The sequence below is a fragment of the Chryseobacterium gambrini genome, assembly GCF_027920505.1.
Classification (GTDB): domain Bacteria; phylum Bacteroidota; class Bacteroidia; order Flavobacteriales; family Weeksellaceae; genus Chryseobacterium; species Chryseobacterium gambrini.
In genome coordinates this window covers 56,772-76,469 of record NZ_CP115857.1, presented here as the reverse complement: position 1 = coordinate 76,469, position 19,698 = coordinate 56,772, and the positions used below count along the sequence as shown (strand labels likewise).

At 35.0% G+C, this 19,698-nt stretch carries 21 protein-coding genes; 12 read left to right on the top strand and 9 right to left on the bottom strand.

The genetic code is table 11. The annotated features are described in order from the left end of the window. Positions 1-48 precede the first annotated feature (48 nt). The 4 genes from PFY09_RS00335 to PFY09_RS00320 all read right to left on the bottom strand — a co-directional run bounded on the left by PFY09_RS00335 (position 49) and on the right by PFY09_RS00320 (position 3,806). Positions 49-501 carry an adenylyltransferase/cytidyltransferase family protein gene (locus PFY09_RS00335; protein ID WP_076393532.1) on the bottom strand — a complete coding sequence of 151 codons (453 nt, stop codon included), beginning with the start codon at positions 499-501 and terminating at the stop codon, positions 49-51. Between the two features lie 28 nt (positions 502-529). Continuing rightward, positions 530-1,552 carry a UDP-glucose 4-epimerase GalE gene (gene galE, locus PFY09_RS00330; RefSeq protein ID WP_271161007.1) on the bottom strand — a complete coding sequence of 341 codons (1,023 nt, stop codon included), beginning with the start codon at positions 1,550-1,552 and terminating at the stop codon, positions 530-532. A gap of 27 nt (positions 1,553-1,579) precedes the next feature. Beyond that, positions 1,580-2,161: a hypothetical protein gene (locus PFY09_RS00325; RefSeq protein ID WP_271161006.1), complete on the bottom strand. Its 582-nt coding sequence runs from the start codon at positions 2,159-2,161 to the stop codon at positions 1,580-1,582. Between the two features lie 520 nt (positions 2,162-2,681). Further along, a complete protein-coding gene (locus PFY09_RS00320) occupies positions 2,682-3,806 on the bottom strand; it encodes a DegT/DnrJ/EryC1/StrS family aminotransferase (RefSeq protein ID WP_271161005.1) in 1,125 nt (374 codons plus the stop codon). Between the two features lie 86 nt (positions 3,807-3,892). On the opposite strand from PFY09_RS00320, the gene PFY09_RS00315 reads away from it, so the two are divergent. Further along, the gene (locus PFY09_RS00315) at positions 3,893-5,503 is read left to right on the top strand and encodes a S8 family peptidase (RefSeq protein WP_271161004.1); all 1,611 of its coding nucleotides are present in this window, start codon (positions 3,893-3,895) and stop codon (positions 5,501-5,503) included. Positions 5,504-5,672: 169 nt separating this feature from the next. Here the strand turns inward: PFY09_RS00315 and PFY09_RS00310 are convergent, their stop codons facing one another. Beyond that, positions 5,673-8,207 (bottom strand): phosphoenolpyruvate carboxylase, encoded by a 2,535-nt coding sequence (locus PFY09_RS00310; RefSeq protein ID WP_271161003.1) that lies wholly within the window; start codon positions 8,205-8,207, stop codon positions 5,673-5,675. Positions 8,208-8,315: 108 nt separating this feature from the next. Here PFY09_RS00310 and PFY09_RS00305 point away from each other — a divergent pair, with 108 nt between their 5' ends. From PFY09_RS00305 to PFY09_RS00265, 9 genes are all read left to right on the top strand, one after another. Beyond that, positions 8,316-8,786, top strand: coding sequence for a toll/interleukin-1 receptor domain-containing protein (locus tag PFY09_RS00305; RefSeq protein ID WP_271161002.1), 471 nt, complete (start codon positions 8,316-8,318; stop codon positions 8,784-8,786). Further along, positions 8,783-9,328 (top strand): hypothetical protein, encoded by a 546-nt coding sequence (locus tag PFY09_RS00300; protein ID WP_271161001.1) that lies wholly within the window; start codon positions 8,783-8,785, stop codon positions 9,326-9,328. The genes PFY09_RS00305 and PFY09_RS00300 overlap by 4 nt, the downstream gene beginning before the upstream one ends. A 34-nt stretch (positions 9,329-9,362) precedes the next feature. Further along, a complete protein-coding gene (locus PFY09_RS00295) occupies positions 9,363-9,767 on the top strand; it encodes a hypothetical protein (RefSeq protein ID WP_087710837.1) in 405 nt (134 codons plus the stop codon). Between the two features lie 33 nt (positions 9,768-9,800). Then, positions 9,801-10,379 (top strand): hypothetical protein, encoded by a 579-nt coding sequence (locus PFY09_RS00290; RefSeq protein WP_271161000.1) that lies wholly within the window; start codon positions 9,801-9,803, stop codon positions 10,377-10,379. A 1,213-nt stretch (positions 10,380-11,592) separates the two neighbouring features. Further along, complete coding sequence (locus PFY09_RS00285; protein ID WP_271160999.1) at positions 11,593-12,756, top strand: iron-containing alcohol dehydrogenase; 1,164 nt, start codon at positions 11,593-11,595, stop codon at positions 12,754-12,756. Between the two features lie 194 nt (positions 12,757-12,950). After that, on the top strand, positions 12,951-13,412 hold the full coding sequence (locus tag PFY09_RS00280) for a lipocalin-like domain-containing protein (RefSeq protein WP_076393510.1): 462 nt from the start codon (positions 12,951-12,953) through the stop codon (positions 13,410-13,412). A 77-nt stretch (positions 13,413-13,489) separates the two neighbouring features. Beyond that, positions 13,490-14,143: a GDSL-type esterase/lipase family protein gene (locus PFY09_RS00275; protein ID WP_084196431.1), complete on the top strand. Its 654-nt coding sequence runs from the start codon at positions 13,490-13,492 to the stop codon at positions 14,141-14,143. A 1-nt stretch (position 14,144) separates the two neighbouring features. Then, positions 14,145-14,612 (top strand): hypothetical protein, encoded by a 468-nt coding sequence (locus PFY09_RS00270; RefSeq protein WP_271160998.1) that lies wholly within the window; start codon positions 14,145-14,147, stop codon positions 14,610-14,612. A 287-nt stretch (positions 14,613-14,899) separates the two neighbouring features. Beyond that, positions 14,900-15,334, top strand: a complete 435-nt coding sequence (locus tag PFY09_RS00265; RefSeq protein WP_108410240.1) for a lipocalin family protein — start codon at positions 14,900-14,902, stop codon at positions 15,332-15,334. Between the two features lie 32 nt (positions 15,335-15,366). Here PFY09_RS00265 and PFY09_RS00260 read toward each other — a convergent pair whose 3' ends face one another. Both PFY09_RS00260 and PFY09_RS00255 read right to left on the bottom strand, forming a co-directional pair. Then, positions 15,367-16,719, bottom strand: coding sequence for a DEAD/DEAH box helicase (locus PFY09_RS00260; protein WP_256039233.1), 1,353 nt, complete (start codon positions 16,717-16,719; stop codon positions 15,367-15,369). 33 nt (positions 16,720-16,752) lie between these two features. Then, complete coding sequence (locus PFY09_RS00255) at positions 16,753-17,094, bottom strand: winged helix-turn-helix transcriptional regulator (RefSeq protein ID WP_271160997.1); 342 nt, start codon at positions 17,092-17,094, stop codon at positions 16,753-16,755. Between the two features lie 111 nt (positions 17,095-17,205). Between PFY09_RS00255 and PFY09_RS00250 the strand changes: the two genes are divergently transcribed. Together PFY09_RS00250 and PFY09_RS00245 are read left to right on the top strand one after the other, a co-directional pair. Then, positions 17,206-17,799, top strand: a complete 594-nt coding sequence (locus tag PFY09_RS00250; RefSeq protein WP_271160996.1) for an isochorismatase family protein — start codon at positions 17,206-17,208, stop codon at positions 17,797-17,799. A 60-nt stretch (positions 17,800-17,859) separates the two neighbouring features. After that, entirely contained in the window at positions 17,860-18,606 is a 747-nt protein-coding gene (locus PFY09_RS00245) for a pirin family protein (protein ID WP_271160995.1), read from the top strand. Positions 18,607-18,647: 41 nt separating this feature from the next. Here the strand turns inward: PFY09_RS00245 and PFY09_RS00240 are convergent, their stop codons facing one another. After that, complete coding sequence (locus tag PFY09_RS00240; protein WP_271160994.1) at positions 18,648-19,262, bottom strand: NADPH-dependent F420 reductase; 615 nt, start codon at positions 19,260-19,262, stop codon at positions 18,648-18,650. Positions 19,263-19,266: 4 nt separating this feature from the next. Next, a complete protein-coding gene (locus PFY09_RS00235; RefSeq protein ID WP_408640179.1) occupies positions 19,267-19,683 on the bottom strand; it encodes an OsmC family protein in 417 nt (138 codons plus the stop codon). Positions 19,684-19,698: the final 15 nt, after the last annotated feature.

The following is a 19,698-nucleotide window of genomic DNA, read 5'->3' as shown; positions in this document are numbered from 1 at the left end:
CCGCCTTTCATACAAACAAAAAATCCCGAAATTAAATTCGGGATTTTTTTATTTTGCAGCTTCTGCTTTTTCCAGTTTCTGAAGTTCGGCTTCGTAGATTCTTTTTCTTAAATCGCTGGAAGAAAACCTGTGATCTCTTTTATTGTAAAAAATCTCAATTCCTTTTTCTTCGCAGTATTTTTTACCGGTGAAATCTCTGTCTAAATAATCGTCCCCGATAATTCTTACATCAATTACGAAAGATTTTAAAATATCCAGGAGATCTTCCTCTGTGTAATATGGAATAATCTCATCAACAGCATTTACTGCTTTTAGCTGAATATATCTCTCTACGATCGTCTGAGTCGGCTTATTTTTGGTTGGACGATCATGAGAGGGATCAATCTGCAAACCTACGATAAGGTAGTCACATACCGTTTTTGCTTCTTCAAGCATTTTGATATGTCCTGCGTGAAGCAGATCGAATGACGAAAACGTGATGCCTATTCTTTGTGTTTTCATATAAATATCTTCTTTTTTGTACAAATTATTAAGTGTTTCTTGTTTCTAAATATTTTTGCCACTGCCAAACTGTTCTTAATGCCTCTTCCAGAGACGTTTCAGACTTCCAGTTAAGCTCTTTTTGGGCTTTATCTACGTTTGCATAAGCAATGGTAATATCTCCTTCTCTTCTGTCGCAGATCTGGTAAGGAACTTTCACATCATTTGCTGTTTCGAAAGCTTTTACTACTTCCAGAACCGATGAACCTTTTCCTGTTCCTAAGTTAAAAATATCAATCACAGCATGATCAGAATCGTCTTCCATTAATTTTTTCAGTGCTGCAACATGGGCTTTAGCCAAATCCACAATATAAATATAATCACGAACTGCCGTTCCGTCTTCGGTAGGATAATCATTTCCCCAAACACTCAACTTCTCGCGAATTCCTGCCGCAGTTTGCATCACGTAAGGTACTAAATTATTCGGAATTCCAATAGGCAGTTCCCCGATTTTCCCGGAAGGATGCGCTCCGATCGGATTGAAATATCTCAATAAAGAAATTTTACGGTGATATGCTTTTGCAAAGTCAGTCAGGATCTCCTCTCCCATCTGTTTTGTCTTTCCGTAAACGCTTTCAGGCATTTTTAACGGAGTATTTTCATGGATCGGCATTTCATCCGCCTGTCCGTAAACCGTGCAGGATGAGCTGAAAATAAAGTTTGAAATTCCTCTTTCTTTAAATTCCTGCAGAATATTGATTAACGAAAACAAATTGTTCTCATAGTAATCAACAGGTTTTACCTGACTTTCACCCACCGCTTTGAATGCCGCAAAGTTGATACACCCCTCAATTTTATGAGCATCAAAAACCTGCGTTAAAAGTTCTTTTCTTTTTAAATCAAAAGGATAAAAAACAGGTTTTTTCCCTGTAATTTCCTCAATATTTTTTAATATAAATCTCTCGGAATGCGATAAATCGTCTACAATAACAACCTCAAAATTGTTATTTAAAAGTTCCACCACCGTATGGGAACCGATATATCCTAAACCTCCTGTTACGAGTATTGCCATTTTTAATTTTTAAATACTTTGTCAAAGTTAAAAATCTTTGACAAAGTTTAAGTTAATTTCTTTTAAGTGATACTGTATAAAATTTTCACGGTTGCCAAATAGCTCCAAAACATCCTTACGCATAATATTGGTTTCTGCATTGGAAATTATTGCGGGATAAGATGAAAACTTATAAGTATGAAAATTTTCTGGATTTTGATGAACATATACAATTAAATTTCTAAGATAATCATCAGAATCTATATGAATTCTTTTGAAAGGTGACTCAAAAATGGGTCCGCTTCTTTGATATACTTTATTAAAAGACTGAGTATAGCTGCTAATCAATTTGCCAATGCCTTTACTGAAAAACCCATCTTCGGAATTGAGTCCACTCTTTTTTTCAGAAAAAGCTATTTCTTCGACAGACTTTACTTTGAGAAGAAAATGAAAATGATTTGGCATTAAACAATAAGCATAAATATTAAAATAAGGAACTAAATATACTTTAACCTTCTGAAGAAAATAATTATAATTTTCATTACTTAAGAAAGTTAGTTTAGAATTAATTCCTATGTTAAAAATATGATAAAACTTATCTATTTCCAAATGAGTTCCCCTTATCTCCATGGTTATGTTTTTAACTTTGTCAAAGATTTAAACTTTGACAAAGTTATGTTTTATTAATTTTTATTTGTTAATCATTGTGTGTTCCTATACTTTCTATTTCATTGTCAACTGGCAAATGCTTCCAATAATTTATTAATACAGTCGGAACTATCACAAATAATAAATTAAAAAATATATAAGATAATAGAAATCTTGTGGGATCAATAGCTTTTTGATATCTAACGACAAAAAATATTGCATGAAAAATAATCATAAAGAACAAAGAGATATTTAAGTATATAAACATTTTCCTTGACTCTCTAAAAATACTTATAAAAGTAATAACCAATAATGGAAATATTAAAAAATACAATATATAAATAGGTATCTTAATTTGAAGATATTCTTCCTTTAATCCGTAATCCATTAAAAAAAGATTAAACATATTGTATGCAAAAAATATTATCCAACAGAATACAAAAACAATTGTAAAAAAATAAGCAAACTTATTTTTCAATATCCTTTCGTCGTGAAGCATAACTTATCCCATAAACTCCAACACCGCATCCGTAATATACTTCAGCTGCTCATCATCCAGTTCAGTGTGCATCGGAAGAGAAATTACCTGATCTAATAATTTATCTGTATTCACAAAATCGGCATCGTTACTTTCCTGAAAATAGGCTTTTTGTTTTCTTAAAGCTACCGGATAATAGATCATTGCCGGAATTTCCTTTTCAGCTAAGAATTTTTGCAAATCATTACGCTTTCCGTTTAGAATTCTTAAAGTATACTGGTGAAAAACATGCGTTGAATAATCAGCTCTCTTTGGAGTTAAAATATGTTCATGTCCGGCAAAAGCTTCATCATAATAATCTGCTGCTCTTCCTCTTGCTTCGTTATAGTTATCGAGATGTGGAAGTTTTTTTCTCAAAATAGCAGCCTGAACACTGTCTAATCTTGAATTTACGCCAACCTCATCATGATAATATCTTTGGTACATTCCGTGGTTTACAATTCCTCTTAAACGGTGCGCCAGATCATCATTATTCGTGAAAATTGCTCCTCCGTCTCCATAGCATCCTAAATTTTTAGAAGGAAAGAAAGAAGTCGTTCCCACCGTAGACATGGTTCCCGCTTTTTTTATGGTTCCGTCTGAAAAAGTGAATTCGGAACCGATTGCCTGTGCATTGTCTTCAATTACATATAAATTGTGCTCTTCAGCAATTTTTAAAATTTCTTCCATATTCGCGCACTGTCCGAAAATATGTACCGGAATAATCGCTTTTGTTTTCGGAGTAATGCCTTTTTTAATCGCCTCTGTTGAAATGGTGAAAGTATCATAATCCACATCCACTAAAACCGATTTAAGTTTAAGCAAATGAATAACTTCCACAGTTGCCGCAAAAGTAAAATCTGCCGTAATGATTTCATCACCTTCCTTCAGATCAAGACCCATTAAAGCAATCTGAAGTGCATCTGTCCCGTTTGCACAGGGAATAACATGTTTTACGTCCAGATAGGACTCTAATTCATTCTGGAAAGACTTTACTTCAGGACCATTGATAAAAGCCGCTGAATCCATTACATTTAAAACGGCATTATCCACATCATTTTTTATCTTGTAATACTGACTTTGTAAGTCAACCATTTGAATCTTTTTCATAAATAAATATTTCTGTAAAAATAAGGAATTTAAAATCCCTTCAAAAATTTTATTGATTTTGTTTTATCTTTATACAAAATAAATACATGAAAAAAACTTTACTTTTTTGTCTCTTAGCGGGTTACTCTGCCAGTTTTGCACAGACATCGCTTGTTTTTGTATTTTTTAAAGACAAACCGAACAAGGCTGCATTCTATGCAAATCCGTTATCAGAATTATCTCAAAAATCCCTTAACAGACGTACTTCGTTAGGAATTACGCTGAATGATCAGGATGCTCCGATAGAACCGACTTACATTACCAATATTCAGAATTTAGGGTTCACCGTAACCGATTACTCAAAATGGCTGAATGGGGTTGCCGTAAATGCAACTCCGGCTCAGATTGCCACGCTTCAGGCGCAGAATTATGTACAGTCTGTAGAAAGTTTTGCCAGAAATTCTTCCGGAGGAACAAAATTAAGCCATCAGAATAAGTGGGATAATCCAACAGATCCCGCTAATAAAAATTTAACCACTTTTGACTATGGTTCAGGTTCCGCACAGATCGACCAGATCAATCTCCGTCCGCTTCATTTGGCAGGATACACAGGAACCGGAGTTACCATTGCCGTGATTGATACAGGATTTCCTTATGCAAATACAGGTTCTGCTTTTTCAAGATTATGGACCAACGGACACATCAAAGGCGGATATGATTTTGTAACCAAAGGCACAGACATTTACAATACTTCGCTTAATAATCACGGTTCTGCTATTTTGGGCGCAATCGGAGGATATGTTCAGGATACTTTTGTAGGTTCCGCTCCGGATGCGGATTTTTATCTGTACCGAAGTGAAAATGCAGCAATCGAAATTCCAGAAGAAGAGCTGTACTGGATTGAAGCTGCTGAAGAAGCCGACCGAAAAGGCGTTGATATGATTACAACATCTTTAGGTTATGGTACTTTTGATGATCCGAAATACAACTACACTTACGCCAACCTGAACGGAACCACTTCCTTTATTGCAAGAGGAGCCGAAATAGCTGTTAACAAAGGAATTTTCACATTATTTGCCGCAGGAAATTCAGGAGCTCAAACATGGCATTATATTCTAACTCCAGCGGATAATGCAAAAGTCTTTACCATCGGAGCCGTAGATTCTTCAGGAGCTTCTTCCACGTTCTCATCTTTCGGTCCGAATTCTGCGGGGGTTATAAAACCCGATGCCAGTGCAAGAGGAACCACCGCAACCAGTGTTACCAATAACAATTCGACAATTTTGGTCAGCGGAACATCCATTGCCACTCCGATTGCAGCGGGAGGTGTTGCCTGTCTGATTCAGGCTTTCCCGGCAATGAACAGAGATTTAATGAGGGATAAATTAAGACAGAATGCATCGCTTTATCCCAATCATACCGATCAGATGGGATTCGGAATTTTAAATTTCGGAGGTCTTTACAATAACGTTTTAAGCACTTCGGAACTGGTAAAAAGAAACAATATTGCCATTTTTCCGAATCCTGTTAAAAATATTTTAAACATAGCTTCAGAAAGTGATGTTTTATCCTTGGAAGTTTACGATAACTTAGGGAGATTCATTACAAAAACCAATATTCAAAAATCTATAAAAGTCGAAGATTTTGCAAAAGGCGTTTATTACCTGAAAATCCAGACGAAGGATAAAATTTACTACGAAAAATTCATAAAAGAATAAACTGAAAAACCTCTCAATGCGAGAGGTTTTCTTATTATTCCCGAAGGCTGAGCGAAGCCGAAGCCTGATGTCTAATTGCAAATCATCATTCAGTAAAATCTAAGCAAAATATTTATAGATTCTTCATTCCGTTTCACTGCATTCAGAATGACACACGGATTATTTATTATTAAGCCGAATTTCTGCTCGCATTAATATTTCCGAATAAAGAACGTGTCACCAGTTTTCCGTATGCTTCCAGATCGCCTTCTCCTTTCTGAATTTTCATTAATGCATATTGCTGAATGCTCAACAAAGGCAAAACAATTCTCTCGCGGATTTTCACCGATTTTCTGGAAAGCGGATCTTCTTCCTGTAGCATTTTAAAGCCTGTTAATTCCAGCATGATATTTTTGGAAAGATTGTATTCATCAAACAGAACATTCCAGAATGCGCCGAATTTCGAGTTGTTTTTAATATAATACGTCAAAGGAAAATAGGTCTTGTTCATACTCATCATTGAGTTTAAAACCAACGTTTTAAAGAAATCCGAACCTCTGTACAATTCTCTTACTTCATCAAACCTTCCCTGTTCTTTCAACTGCTGCATCGCAAAACCAAATCCGAAGAATCCCGGAACATTCTGCTTCAACTGCGACCATGATCCAACAAAAGGAATCGCTCTTAAATCTTCAAATTTAAGCTCACTTCCGCCTCCTCTTTTCGACGGACGGCTTCCGATATTTGTTTTTCCGTAATATTCGAGCGTACTCATTTCCTGAAGGTAGGGTACAAACATCGGATGCGCTTTCAGATCTGAATATTTTTGATAACTGATTTCAGCCAGTTCGATGATTAACGCCCTTTCTTTTTCGGTTAATTCTTTTTTCGAATTTTTGAAAACATCATTTTCCACTCCGGCGGTCAGAAGCTGTTCGAAATTATATTTTGCCTGTTCTTTATTTCCGAAAATACTCGTAATCGTCTGTCCCTGAATCGTTAATTCAATTTTATTATTCGCAATGGTTTTTCCCTGTGAAGCATAGAAATCGTGGGTTTTTCCGCCTCCTCTTGCGGGAGGTCCTCCTCGACCGTCGAAGAACACGACCTTAATTCCGTTTTGCTCGGAAAGTTTCGTTAACACTTCTTTGGCTTTATAAATTTCCCAGTTGGCTTTCAGGTAACCTCCGTCTTTCGTTCCGTCCGAGAAACCTAACATAATCGTCTGCTGATTTCCTCTTTTTTCCAGATGTTTTTTGTAAACAGGATTCTGATACAATTCGTTCATTACATTTTCTGCGTTGGCAAGACCTTCCATTGTTTCGAAAAGCGGAACGATATCCATATTGATTTCTTCTTCCTGATAACCGCAGACTTTAAAAAACGCATACACATTCATCACATCTTTTATCGCATCGGAATTGGAAATAATATAGCGGTTCATTCCTCTTAAACCGTTCAGTTGCTGAATTTCTGAAATCTGGGAAACGGTGAGCAAAGTATCTTTTACAATATCTTCAAAATCATCCGGATTTACTTTTTCACTAACCTGAATTAACTTATTGAATTTTTCTTCGTGCGTAGCATCAATGGCTCCGAATACTTTAGCAAAAACCTCATCAATTACTTTCTGATGAATTCTGCTGTCCTGCCGAACATCCAGAGTCGCAAAATGCGTCCCGAAAATCTTCACACGGTCTTTGAAATTCACCAACTGATCAAGGAACAATGAATTGTGCTGCTCCACAAGAATCTTTTCGGCTTCTTCAAGTCTTTTGATAATATCATCTGCCGTAATTTTTTCATTTCTGAAAATCGCGGAATACAGTTCGTTGCTCAGTTTTGTTAAAACCTCCGAAACGCCTCTGAAACTCAATCTTCTTCGAACCGATTTCAGGTTGTTGTAATAGGCTTTTAAAATTGCAGTATGCAGTTCTTCTGCTACTCTTTTCGTGACATCTGCCGTTACAAAAGGATTTCCGTCGCGGTCTCCTCCCGGCCAGAAACCAAGCTGGATCAGATCTTCATGCAGATGAAAATGATCGTTTTCGAATGTCGTTTTTATTTTCGTGAAAAGTTCTCCGATGGTATCGTAATATACATATCTCAGATAATAAATGATGCTCAACGCTTCATCAATCGGAGTTGGTTTTTCTTTATTGACGAACGGTGTTTTTCCCAACTGCTGCAAAAGCATATCGATATTCGTGATAGAATCGGTTGTAATGGCATTTCTGAGATCGTGAAGAATTCTCTGTACAGAATTTGGGTAAAACTGTGTCGGGTGCGCCGTAAACACAATTTTAATAGCAAAATCTTTTAGTTTTTCACGCACTTTTTCCAATTTATGATCCTGAAGCGAACGTTCGTACATATTGGTTACCGTTCCGTTATCACTTTCGGAATGCAGGTTCGGAAATGCAGCATCTTCAATACTGTCAAACAAAACCACCTGTCTTTCAATGTATTGAATGATTTTGAAAAGAAGTTCTGTTTTCTGTTCTTCAGTCTGCAAATCGGTATGATTTTTAAAGAATTCTTCAACGATTTCTTCAGGCGTTTTTCCGGCTTCGTAGCCGATTTTGCTTTCTTCACAAAGGAACGGAAGCAGCATCCCGATATTCGTCATTTTATCATAAGGCAGGCTCATAAACAATGAATTGTAGATCTGGAACTTATTTTCCACGATCTGCCTGAATTTTTCTGCGCGTTGGTCGTGTATCATATAACAAATGTAGGGGATTTTTAAGAAATTCATTTTAATTCTATTTAAAAAATTCTTTTAAAAATGATAAATTGTCGTAATTTCGATTTATTATCATTAAATAACAAAATGCATCAAATCAAGAAAGAATATGACTTTTTTATAAGTCATGCATCAGAAGATAAAGAAACATTTGTAAGACCATTAGCCGAAGAACTATTGAAATTAGGTTTTAAAGTTTGGTATGACGAGCTAACATTAAAATTTGGAGATTCCCTATTTGAAGAAATTTCTAATGGAATTAAAAAATCAAATTATGGTCTAGTAATAATTAGTGAAAACTTCTTAAGAAAAGAATGGACTAAAAAAGAATTAAATGGATTAATTTCAAAAGAAATTTTCAATAAAGAAAAGACTATTTTACCTATTTGGTTAAATATTTCTTTTGACTCTATATATGATTTTTCACCTTTATTAGCTGATAAAGTATCAATTCAAGTCATAAATAATGAAATTGACAAAGTCGTAAAAAAAATTTTAGAATTAGAGAATACACGCATTATCGAATGTGACGAAGTAAAAAAAAAGTTCAATTTTTGATAAATTGTAATGAATTTGAACGTAAAAAATATATAATTGATACTGAAACTCGAATTAAAAATTTAGTTCATTTTGAGGAAGCATTTTTCGATTGGTATTGTTCTGATGAAAATTTAGAAGACGAATTTTTAGAAGAAAAGAAGAAACGAGAATTATTAAATCAATATAATTTACCGCTTAATATCACCTATAATCCAGAATTTACACCGTCTCGTGATATGAATTTAATGATTCGCCTAACAAAAAAGTGGATTTCAAAAAAAGCTTCGATTAAAGAAATTTATGAAATGATTTTTTTAATTGATTGGTATCATGAACTTGATTTACCGTATATTTTATGGGAATTTCCGAATGATTCTCTACATGATTCCGAAACATATGATTTTTGCTTTTGGGCTCCTTATCTTATAAATGAAAAGAAAAAAATATCCCACGAAACAATTCGAAAGGAAAGTGTAAAAGTGTGGAGTGAATATTTTGACAATGGTCTTAATCCCATTGTATTGAAAGAACTCAATATAGATCTTCACAGTTACCATTAATTATTTCTAAAGCTTAATCACCAATCTGAATCCCATGAAAAAAATACTCCTATTCTTACTTCCCCTTCTCCTTTTCTCCGCCTGTGGCGAAGATTGCTACAATGCGCCACAGCCGATTGCTTTTAAATTTGTGGATTCCAATGATGTGAATCTGATAACAGACGGAACGCTTACCAATTATTCGGTGAAGGAGGAAAACCAGACCAATATTCAGCTTACAAAAACCAATGATGATATGGTTATTCTGGAAAATGTGGGTGCTTACAACGGAACGAAAAATTATACCTTTACTTCCAATATTAAAAATTTCACTTTTACGATACAATCATCTGAATTTAAAGGAGGCTGCGATGGTTTTCAGATCAACAAACTCACCTTTACTGGCATTGGAATTGATGTGAAAGACGAGAACGGCTACTACAAAATTATTTTCCAGTAAATTTCTGTTCGCTACATTTGCAAAAATAAAAGAATGAAAGTATTATTTCCGGTTTTACTGCTTTGCTCAGGTTGGATATTCAGCCAGAAAACCGTTCCTTCAGACTTCAAAAAAATTCCGGAAATCCTTGATAATACAGAACTGCTCTACCCTTTTATCGTTCCGGATAAAAAATACGAATACTGGAGCGTTCTCAGAAATAATCCCGATCCCGATAAAGCCATTATTTACGAAAGCCAGATGCCGGATTTGATGACGCTGAATGATCCTGCACCGGAAAAAGGATTTTTTCAGAAATGCATCGGAGAAAATTGTTTTTCCTACGTTTTAGCCTGTGAAAAAAGCCAGTCGAAATACTTTTCAAACGAACAGCAGCTAAGAGATTTTATCGGATTTGTAGACAATCTTCCGGAAGCTATTTTAATTGCCAATACTTTCGGATATACGGTTGACAGTTCCAATCAGTTGGGGAGTTCATATAAAATTGAAGATCAGTACATTTCACTGTATCTTTCAAAATCTAAAAACAATTCTGAAACTAAGGAATCTTTTTTCATTAAAATCAATAGAAAAACAGGAAAATTGGAGGTAAAAAGTAATGGAGCTTATTAAAGTTTTTTAATTTTTTTGGTATTCAGAATGAAATTTTGCGAAGCAATTTGCAATGAAAAATCTATCTTAATATGAGATTTTTCGACTCCACTTCGTTGCGCTCAAAATGACAGCGTTACACATTAAATGTAAGAGTTTTTAAAACACATTAGTCACATAAGATTTTAAAATGATTCTAAGCTTTAGATTAGAACACATTAGTTGTGAAAATCTTTGATTTTCTTCTTATGTGATCTTCTAATTATTTTTATTAAACTAAACTTATGTGACTAATGTGTCATATTAAAAAAAACTATCATTCTGAATGGAATTTTGCGAAGCATTATGAAATGAAGAATCTATTCATATGAAGTTTTTTGAGATTTTTCGACTCCACTTCGTTGCGCTCAAAATGACAGTTTTACAGACTGAATCTAAAAGTTTTTAAACATATTAGTCACATAAGATTTTAAATAATTTCTAAGCTTTATATCAGAACACATTAGTTGTGAAAATCTTTGATTTTCTTCTTATGTGATCTTCTAATTATTTTTATTAAACTAAACTTATGTGACTAATGTGTCATATTAAAAAAAACTATCATTCTGAATGGAATTTTGCGAAGCATTATGAAATGAAGAATCTATTCATATGAAGTTTTTTGAGATTTTTCGACTCCACTTCGTTGCGCTCAAAATGACAGTTTTACAGACTGAATCTAAAAGTTTTTAAACATATTAGTCACATAAGATTTTAAATAATTTCTAAGCTTTATATCAGAACACATTAGTTTGTGAAAATCTTTGATTTTCTTCTTATGTGAACTTCTAAGTATTTAATTAAACTAAACTTATGTGACTAATGTATTATATTAAAAAACTGTCATTCAGAATGAAATTTTACGAAGCAATATGCAATGAAGAATCTATTCATATGAAGTTTTTTGAGATTTTTCGACTCCACTTCGTTGCGCTCAAAATGACAGTGTTGTAGATTGAATCTAAAAGTTTTTAAACACATCAATAACATAAGATTTTAAAACAATTTCTAAGCTTTATATCAGAACACATTAGTCTATGAAAAGCTTTGATTTTCTTCTTATGTGATCTTTTAAATGATTATTCAACAAAATTCAATAGTTTTAATAAAAAGGAATCATTAAAATTTTAAAACTTTATTAACTTAGTTTTTGTGTGGTATTGCGTAATTTTGATTTAAAATAAATTTAAGAACAATGCTTAATTTCGAACTAAAAAATCCAACCAAAATACTTTTCGGAAAAGGTGAAATTGCTAAAATTTCAAAAGAAATTCCCGCAGATGCCAAAATTTTAATGATTTACGGAGGCGGAAGCATCAAAAACAACGGTGTTTACGATCAGGTAAAAGAAGCTTTAAAAGATCATGAAGTGCATGAATTCGGCGGAGTTCCAGCCAATCCGGAATATGAAGTATTAATTAATGCTTTAAGCTTTATCAAAGAAAATAATATTACTTTTCTCTTGGCTGTCGGAGGCGGATCTGTAATCGACGGAACGAAGTTTCTTTCCGCTGCTGCAAATTATGAAGGGGAACCATGGGAAATTCTTACGAAACCTGTAAGAACTTTTGAAGGCGAAGGAATGCCTTTCGGAACTGTTCTTACGCTTCCTGCAACAGGTTCTGAAATGAATTCGGGGTACGTGATTTCCAGAAGAGAAACCAACGAAAAATTGTCTTCGGGAGGTCCCGGATTATTTCCTCAATTCTCGGTTCTGGATCCGGAAGTGGTGAGATCGATTCCGCAAAGACAGATCGTTAATGGTTTAACGGATGCTTATACTCACGTTTTGGAACAGTATATGACGGCTCCTTCTTCGGCAGATCTTCAGGAAAGAATTGCAGAAAGTATTCTGATCAGTTTACAGGAAACCGCTCCGAAAGTTTTGGTGGAGGAATTTGATTATGACGCTGCCGGAAATTTCATGTGGTGCTGTACAATGGCTCTTAACGGACTGATTCAGAAGGGTGTGATTACAGACTGGGCGGTTCACGCGATGGGACACGAACTGACGGCTTATTTCGGGATCGATCACGCAAGAACTTTAGCCATTATTGCACCATCGCATTACCGTTATAATTTTGAATCCAAGAAAGGTAAACTGGCTCAGTATGCGGAAAGAGTCTGGGGAATTAAAGAGGGATCTGTAGAAGAAAAGGCAGAACTGGGAATCAAAAAACTGGAAGAATTCTTCCACAGCCTTCATATTGATACGAAACTTTCTGATTACACAGAAGATTATAAAGGAACGGCTGAAAGAGTGGAAAAAACTTTTACAGAGAGAAACTGGCTTGGTTTGGGAGAATACAGAAAACTGACTCCTCAAGATGCTTCTAAAATTGTGGAAATGAGCTATTAAAAGCAGAAAGTATCAGAATTAAAGATGGAAGTTTATTCTTATGCTGCTGAAAATAAAGCAGACAGGGATAAACTTTCCTCTTACAACTTTTATTCCAATTTGCTTTTTATGTAATCAATCGTTTAAAAAACCTTAATTTCATTAGAGATATTTCAAATTTATTTATATTTTAGCATATTCTTAAATTTGTAAAAATGAAAAAACCATTACTTTTATTTGCCTTTTCAGCGTTAGCGCTTACTTCATGTAACGATGATGATATCCAGGGTTATGAAATGGATATGATGAAAGGTGATTGGAAGATCAGTAAAAAAGAAACGATATCAGGAAAAGACGATAAATTTGTAATTGATACGCATGTTCCAACAGGATGTTCCGTAAATGACAAACTGGAGTTCAGAACAGATTACTACACCTCGTTTACTACTTATGGAGGAACAGGAACAAACTGTAATGTAGTGGCAAAAGTAGAAGGAAAATATGAGTACAATTCTGAAACAAAGGATTTAACCGTTACCTACACTGGGAACAGTGCTGTGAAGTACAGAATTGTAGTTCTTACAAGCTCTGAAATGAGAATAAAGCAATTGTCCGGCAATATAGATCAAGACGGCGATACGATACCAGATGCAGAATACGTAACGTATAAAAGATAAAAAAGAAAACTCTCGAAAAATTCGGGAGTTTTTTCTTGAAAAGAAAATTTTAATATTCAACTAAAATTATTAAAACAATGAAGAAGATTTTTTCGGCATTTCTGATGCTGACTTTTGCCCTGTTTTTTGCACAGGAAAAACCGATGTTCTGGCAGGACATCCAAAATTTTAAGAAACTGAATCTGGAAAATCCTCCTGCTGAAAATGCAATTCTTTTAGTAGGAAGTTCGTCTTTCACGAAATGGACGGATGTTGCGAATTATTTTCCGGATAAAACCATCATCAACAGAGGTTTCGGAGGCTCAAGATTAACGGATCTAAATGATTATGCAGAAGATCTTTTAAATCCTTATCAACCCAAACAGATCATCATTTACTGTGGTGAGAACGATTTTGCCGACAACGATAAATTGAAAGCCGATGTTGTAGTGGAAAGATTTAAAACATTCTACAAAAAAATCCGTGCAAAATTCCCGAAAATTGAAGTAGATTATATTTCCATTAAATATTCTCCGAGCCGCGAAAAGTTATGGCCGCAAATGAAGGAAGCCAATAAAAAGATTGCCGATTTCATGAAAAAGCAGCCGAATGCAGCGTTTATTGACATCACAAAGGTAATGCAGGATACAAACGGAAACGTGAGAAAAGACCTGTTTGTGGAAGATATGCTTCACATGACGCCGGAAGGCTACAGATTATGGACTTCTGTGATGAATCCTTATATGAAATAAAATGAGAGAATCTACCCGAAACATTCCGATTTTTAAAAAAGCGCAGGAAATCTACGAAACTCTAAAAGTGATAACAGATTTATTTCCTGAGGATAATGATTATCTCCAGACACTGAAATCGCATCTTCTTGAAGACAGCATGATTATTCAGGCAAAAATATCCGGTGCGGAAGCCGTAAAACTGTATGACATTAAGATGGAAAATGCAGCGATCATAAGAAAAGCGGCAAGAAGCATTATGGTAAGCGGAAATACACTTGAAATGATGGGATTTACAGATGCAAAGTATTATACAATTATAAGAAATCTTACCGAAGAATTCAGGCTTTTATTCGTCGACTGGGTTTCAGGATTTAATCCTAAACATTTTATTGTTGATAATTGGGGATTGTTTAATCCTCCGGGAATTTCGCATGATTATGTTCAGCGGGATGACGAACTGAATTTTCTTGATGAGGATGAGGAATAAAAATGAGCTGTTTCAGTATTGAAGCAGCTTTTTTGTTGATAAATTAATTTAAACTTATAGCTAGAATACGGGTTTATTTAAAGTATTCAAACGTCTGCAAAGAAAAAAATCTTTGATTTTTTTAAACTTATGTGTTCTTTTTTTCCACTTAAATAACTAAAGTGTTAAAATCTTTTGCATCTTTTGCGGTTAAAAAGTTTAAACAAACTCGATGATTATTTTATTGAAAGATTTTGTGTGAAAAGTTTTTTTCCTTTTCTTTGCAGCCTTAAAAATTAGTTTAAACCATGAAAAAAATCTTATTTCTTGCTATTTCAGCAGGTTTTCTTTTCACAGCCTGCAAAAGTGATGATGACGATGTTTATGCATCTGTTGTAGGAGTCTGGAAGCCATCCAGAGAAATGGCAGTTTCCGGAAAAAACGGAAGTACTATTTACAATGATCCTTCTTCAAGCTGCTACAAAAAAAGTACATTTGATTTTAAATCGAATAATACAATGGTAAGCAACATTTTTGATGAGGGAATGAGCGGAAATTGTGAAAATCTGGGAACAGACACTTCTTCTTATTCTTATGACCCACTAAACAAACAGATCGTTATAGACGGCGAAGCCAGTGAAGTTCTGAAGCTTACGAATAATGAAATGCATATTGTTTCGGATTACAGTGATGAAGACGGAGACGGAATCGATGACAAAATAGTTCTGGTTTTAACCCGATAAAAAGCAAACTCCCGAAAAATTCGGGAGTTTTTTTATTTCTTTCTTTTGGATTTAGATATTGATTTCTGCTGCGCTCTGTTGGCTCCAAATTTTTTGGGAGCTTTTCTTTTGGAAGGTCCGCCCCAGTTTTCTTTGGTATTTTTTGCTTTCTTTTCATGAAATGCACCTCCACCGTCATTCAGTTTAACCTTCACAGGATTTTTCATGATTACCGTTTCTTCTTCCGAAGCAATCTTTTTAGGATTGATTTTAACTTCCTGAGGGAAATCGATGTATTTCAGTTCTTTATCCATCAATAATTCGATGTCAAGAGCTAAAGTTTCTTCTTTCTTGGTAACGAAGGTTATGGCTTTACCGTCTTTGTCAGCTCTACCCGTTCTACCGATTCTGTGAATATACTGCTCCGGAATATCGGGCGTTTCAAAATTGATAACGTGCGTAATGTCTGAAATATCCAGACCTCTTGCCATGACATCTGTCGTAATAAGACCTCTGATTTCTTCATTCTCAAAACGTTTCATCGCTTTTAGTCTGTAGTTCTGCGATTTATTGGAGTGGATCACATCAAACTGTTCAGGAAAAAGCTCATCAATTTTTGTAAATAAAAGATCTGAATTCTTCTTATTATTAGTGAAAATCAAAACTTTAGACATATCGGCATCTGTTTTCAGCAAATGCTCTAGTAAATTAATTTTGGTATTAAAATTTTCTACTTTATAAGCGGTCTGATCTATTTTTTCAAGCGGCGTTCCGGATTTTGCCAGTGAAATTTCAACAGGACTGGCAAAATACTCATCCAGCATTTCGTCTACAGCTTCCGTCATGGTAGCAGAAAAAAGAATATTCTGTCTTTTTTCTCTCATCATTTCAAAAATGTGTGTCAACTGTGGTCTGAAACCCAGATTCAGCATTTCATCAAACTCATCAATAATCAGTTTCTGAACTTCCTTTAAAGAAATGGCATTATCAATTGCCAAATCCATTACTCTTCCCGGAGTTCCTACCAGAATATCGCAGCCATCATTAAACAATAATTTTTGGGTGTTGATGTTTTTTCCACCGTAAATCCCTATCACTCTTGCAGTAATATTTTCTGTTAATTTCTCAACAATTTCAGCTACCTGAACCACCAATTCTCTTGTAGGAACTAAAATAACAACCGTAGGATTTCCTGTTTTATTGTATTTCCAGGTTTTAAGAACAGGTAACAGATAAGCCAGTGTTTTTCCGGTTCCCGTCTGTGCAATCCCCATCACATCACGCCCGGAAAGTATTGGTTTAATACTTTTTTCCTGAATCGGAGTAGGTTCAAATAAATTAAGATCCGCTAAAACATCAAGAATTTTAACCGGAAGGTCAAAATCTGCAAAAGTGAGTTTTTCCATTTTGCAAAGATAGAGAATTAATTTTTGAAGCTCTTATTTTGAATTCAGGCTTTCATTAATAATTTTTTCACGGTGTTTTTTACCCCATTCCTGAATATGAACCAAAACAGGCTTTAGCGTTAAACCATACTCTGTCATTTCATATTCAACGGTAACCGGAACGGTAGGTATGGCGGTGCGCGTTACCAATCCGTTTATTTCTAAATCTTTTAATTCCAGACTAAGCATTTTGGGAGTAATCTTCCCGATATCCTGCAATAAATCCTTAAATCGTTTTTTTCCGCTGCACAAACTGTATAAAATCGGAAATTTCCATTTTCCGCCAATAACTTCCAGTGCATCCATTACCGGCTGAATTTCTATTTTCTCTTGCATTGCCTATTATTTAAATAACTATATTAAAGTATACTAATATACATTTTATACACTTATTGCAAAAGTATAGTAAGTATTTTAATTTTGCAATATATTTAAATAATAAAACAAATGAATACAACAAAATTTACATCAAACAACACCGCTTTATTGCTTATAGATCACCAGGTGGGAACAATGAAACTCATCAAAAATATTCCTCTGGAGGAAGTTGAAAAGAAAACACTGGCTTTGGCAAAAATGGCAAAAGTTCTGAATATTCCTGTTATATTTACAAGCAGCCAGGAATATGCTGCACAGGGACCTTTAATGCCCGAATTAGCAGAAATTCTCCCTGAAGCTTTTGAAAAAAGAATAAAAAGAGAAGGAATTGTAAACTGTTGGGAGCATACAGATTTTCGTGACGCAGTCTTGGCAACGGGAAAGAAAAATTTAATTATGGCAGGAGTAACCACAGATGTCTGTCTTGTTTATCCGGCTATCAGTGCTGTTGAAGAAGGTTTTAATGTACAGGCTGTAATGGATGCATCAGGTTCTCCGTTTGATTTAAGTGAAAATCTAAGCCAGCAGAGAATGGCAAAAGCAGGAGTTGTTTTAACAGCTACTAATACGCTTATGGCAGAAATTGCTGAAGACTGGGCAAGACCGGAAGGTGGAGAATTATTAGGAATCTTGTTTTCTGATGTTTTACCATCTATGGGATAAATTAAGAATAAATGAGTCCTCAATTTAAGGATTCATTTATTTTTTTAAAATAACTTTTTTATGTTCACAATAAATAAAGCTTCTGAAAGACAAAAAGCCGGACATGGGGATTTTCATATTAATATTGTAATTCCCGGAAGAAATACGGCTGATCATGATCTTGGATTTTATAATTTAGGCAGATTTGATGATGCTCATCTTAAACCGGGCGCATTTGTAGGGATGCATCCTCACAAAAATGACGAAATACTTACGCTGATGCGAAGCGGTACAATGCTGCACAAAGACAGCACGGGTAAGGAAATCGCAGTAACACCGGAGAATTTAATGCTAATGAATGCAGGAAACGGCATTTATCACGAAGAAAGTATTCCTGCTGAGAGGTTTACAGAAGATGTACGGCTTTTGCAGATTTTTATAAGACCTGAGAACGAAAACGATCCACCACAGGTACAGTTTGCCAATGCCGGAAAATTAATCAAGAATGAATGGCGGCTCGTAGCAGGCGTAAAAGGCAGTAATGCATCGCTTGAAATCAAAAGCAATATTTTGGTGTATGATATGGAAGCGGAAAAAAACAACATCAGGTTACCCGATTCATATTTTGAAAACTCTGTATATTTTATTTATATTTTCGACGGGAAAGTGAATATAAATGAAACTTTCTTGCAGCAAGGTGAAAGCGTCATTCTTGATAATAAGTCCCAAATTTTATCTGTAGATGAAACCTGCACACTGGTTTGTTTTGAAATTGATAAAAACTCAACGTTTACAAGAAACGGAATGTATAGCGGAATGAAAAGATAAACAAAAGGGCTGAAATTTTAAACTTCAGCCTTTTTTATAAATTATCTTTTCAAAATCTTAAAAGCCATATCTCTTCCGTAACCCTGCATGATGGCGAGATTGATCCACGAAAGTGCAAATTTTTCCAAAAGTTCTACTTTATCAGATTTTCCAAAATCTATGCAAGAACCGAAACCACAATCTAAAGCCAGTTTTTTGGCAATTTCTTTTGCTTTTTCGCTGTCTCCCGCCATAAATATATCGATTCCTTCACCATTGTATATCGGATCGAGCATATTTTCAAAACCTGTTGTGTTAAAACATTTTACGATTTCTGCGTTGGTTTTATCTGCCAAAGCATGATACACTGTTTTGTAAGGTTCTGGAGACTTCATTACTGCATTGGTAGCATCAATAATTACTTTTCCCGAAACATCGCCTAACTGTTCAATCACTTCAAAAATCGCCGTTGGAGGTGTTGCAATAAGTACAACTTCACACTGCTTCACCGCATTTTCGATCACAGCAAAGCGATCTTCCCCGATTTTTGTTGCAAGGGAAATATTTTTTTCACTCAAAGGAAACTGTGCGCCTATCAAAACGTTATGTCCCGCTTTTATCCACTTTTGAGCCAAAGCTCCGCCTACATTTCCGGAGCCGATGATTGCTATATTCATACTTTTAGTTTAACGTGAAATTTACGGTAATTTTTGCATTCAGCAGTTTAGAAACCGGACAATTGGCTTCAGCATCTTTTACCAGCTCTTCAAATTTCTCAGCTTCAATTCCGGAAACTTTTGCTGCCAAAGTAATGTTAGACTGAGTAATGCTTCCGTCTTCCAGAACGATTTCACAATCAGTTTTCAATTCATCTGCCGAAAAACCTGCAGCTTGCAAATTAAACGCCAGTTTCATACTGAAGCAACCGGCATGAGCTGCAGCAATCAGTTCTTCAGGATTCGTTCCAATTCCGTCTGCAAAACGGGAATTAAAACCATATTGGGTTTCGTTTAAAATCGTGCTTTGAGTCGTGAGATTTCCTTTTCCGTCTTTCCCGGTTCCGCTCCATATTGCGGTTGATTTTCTTTTGATCTGCATGCTATTTTATTTAAT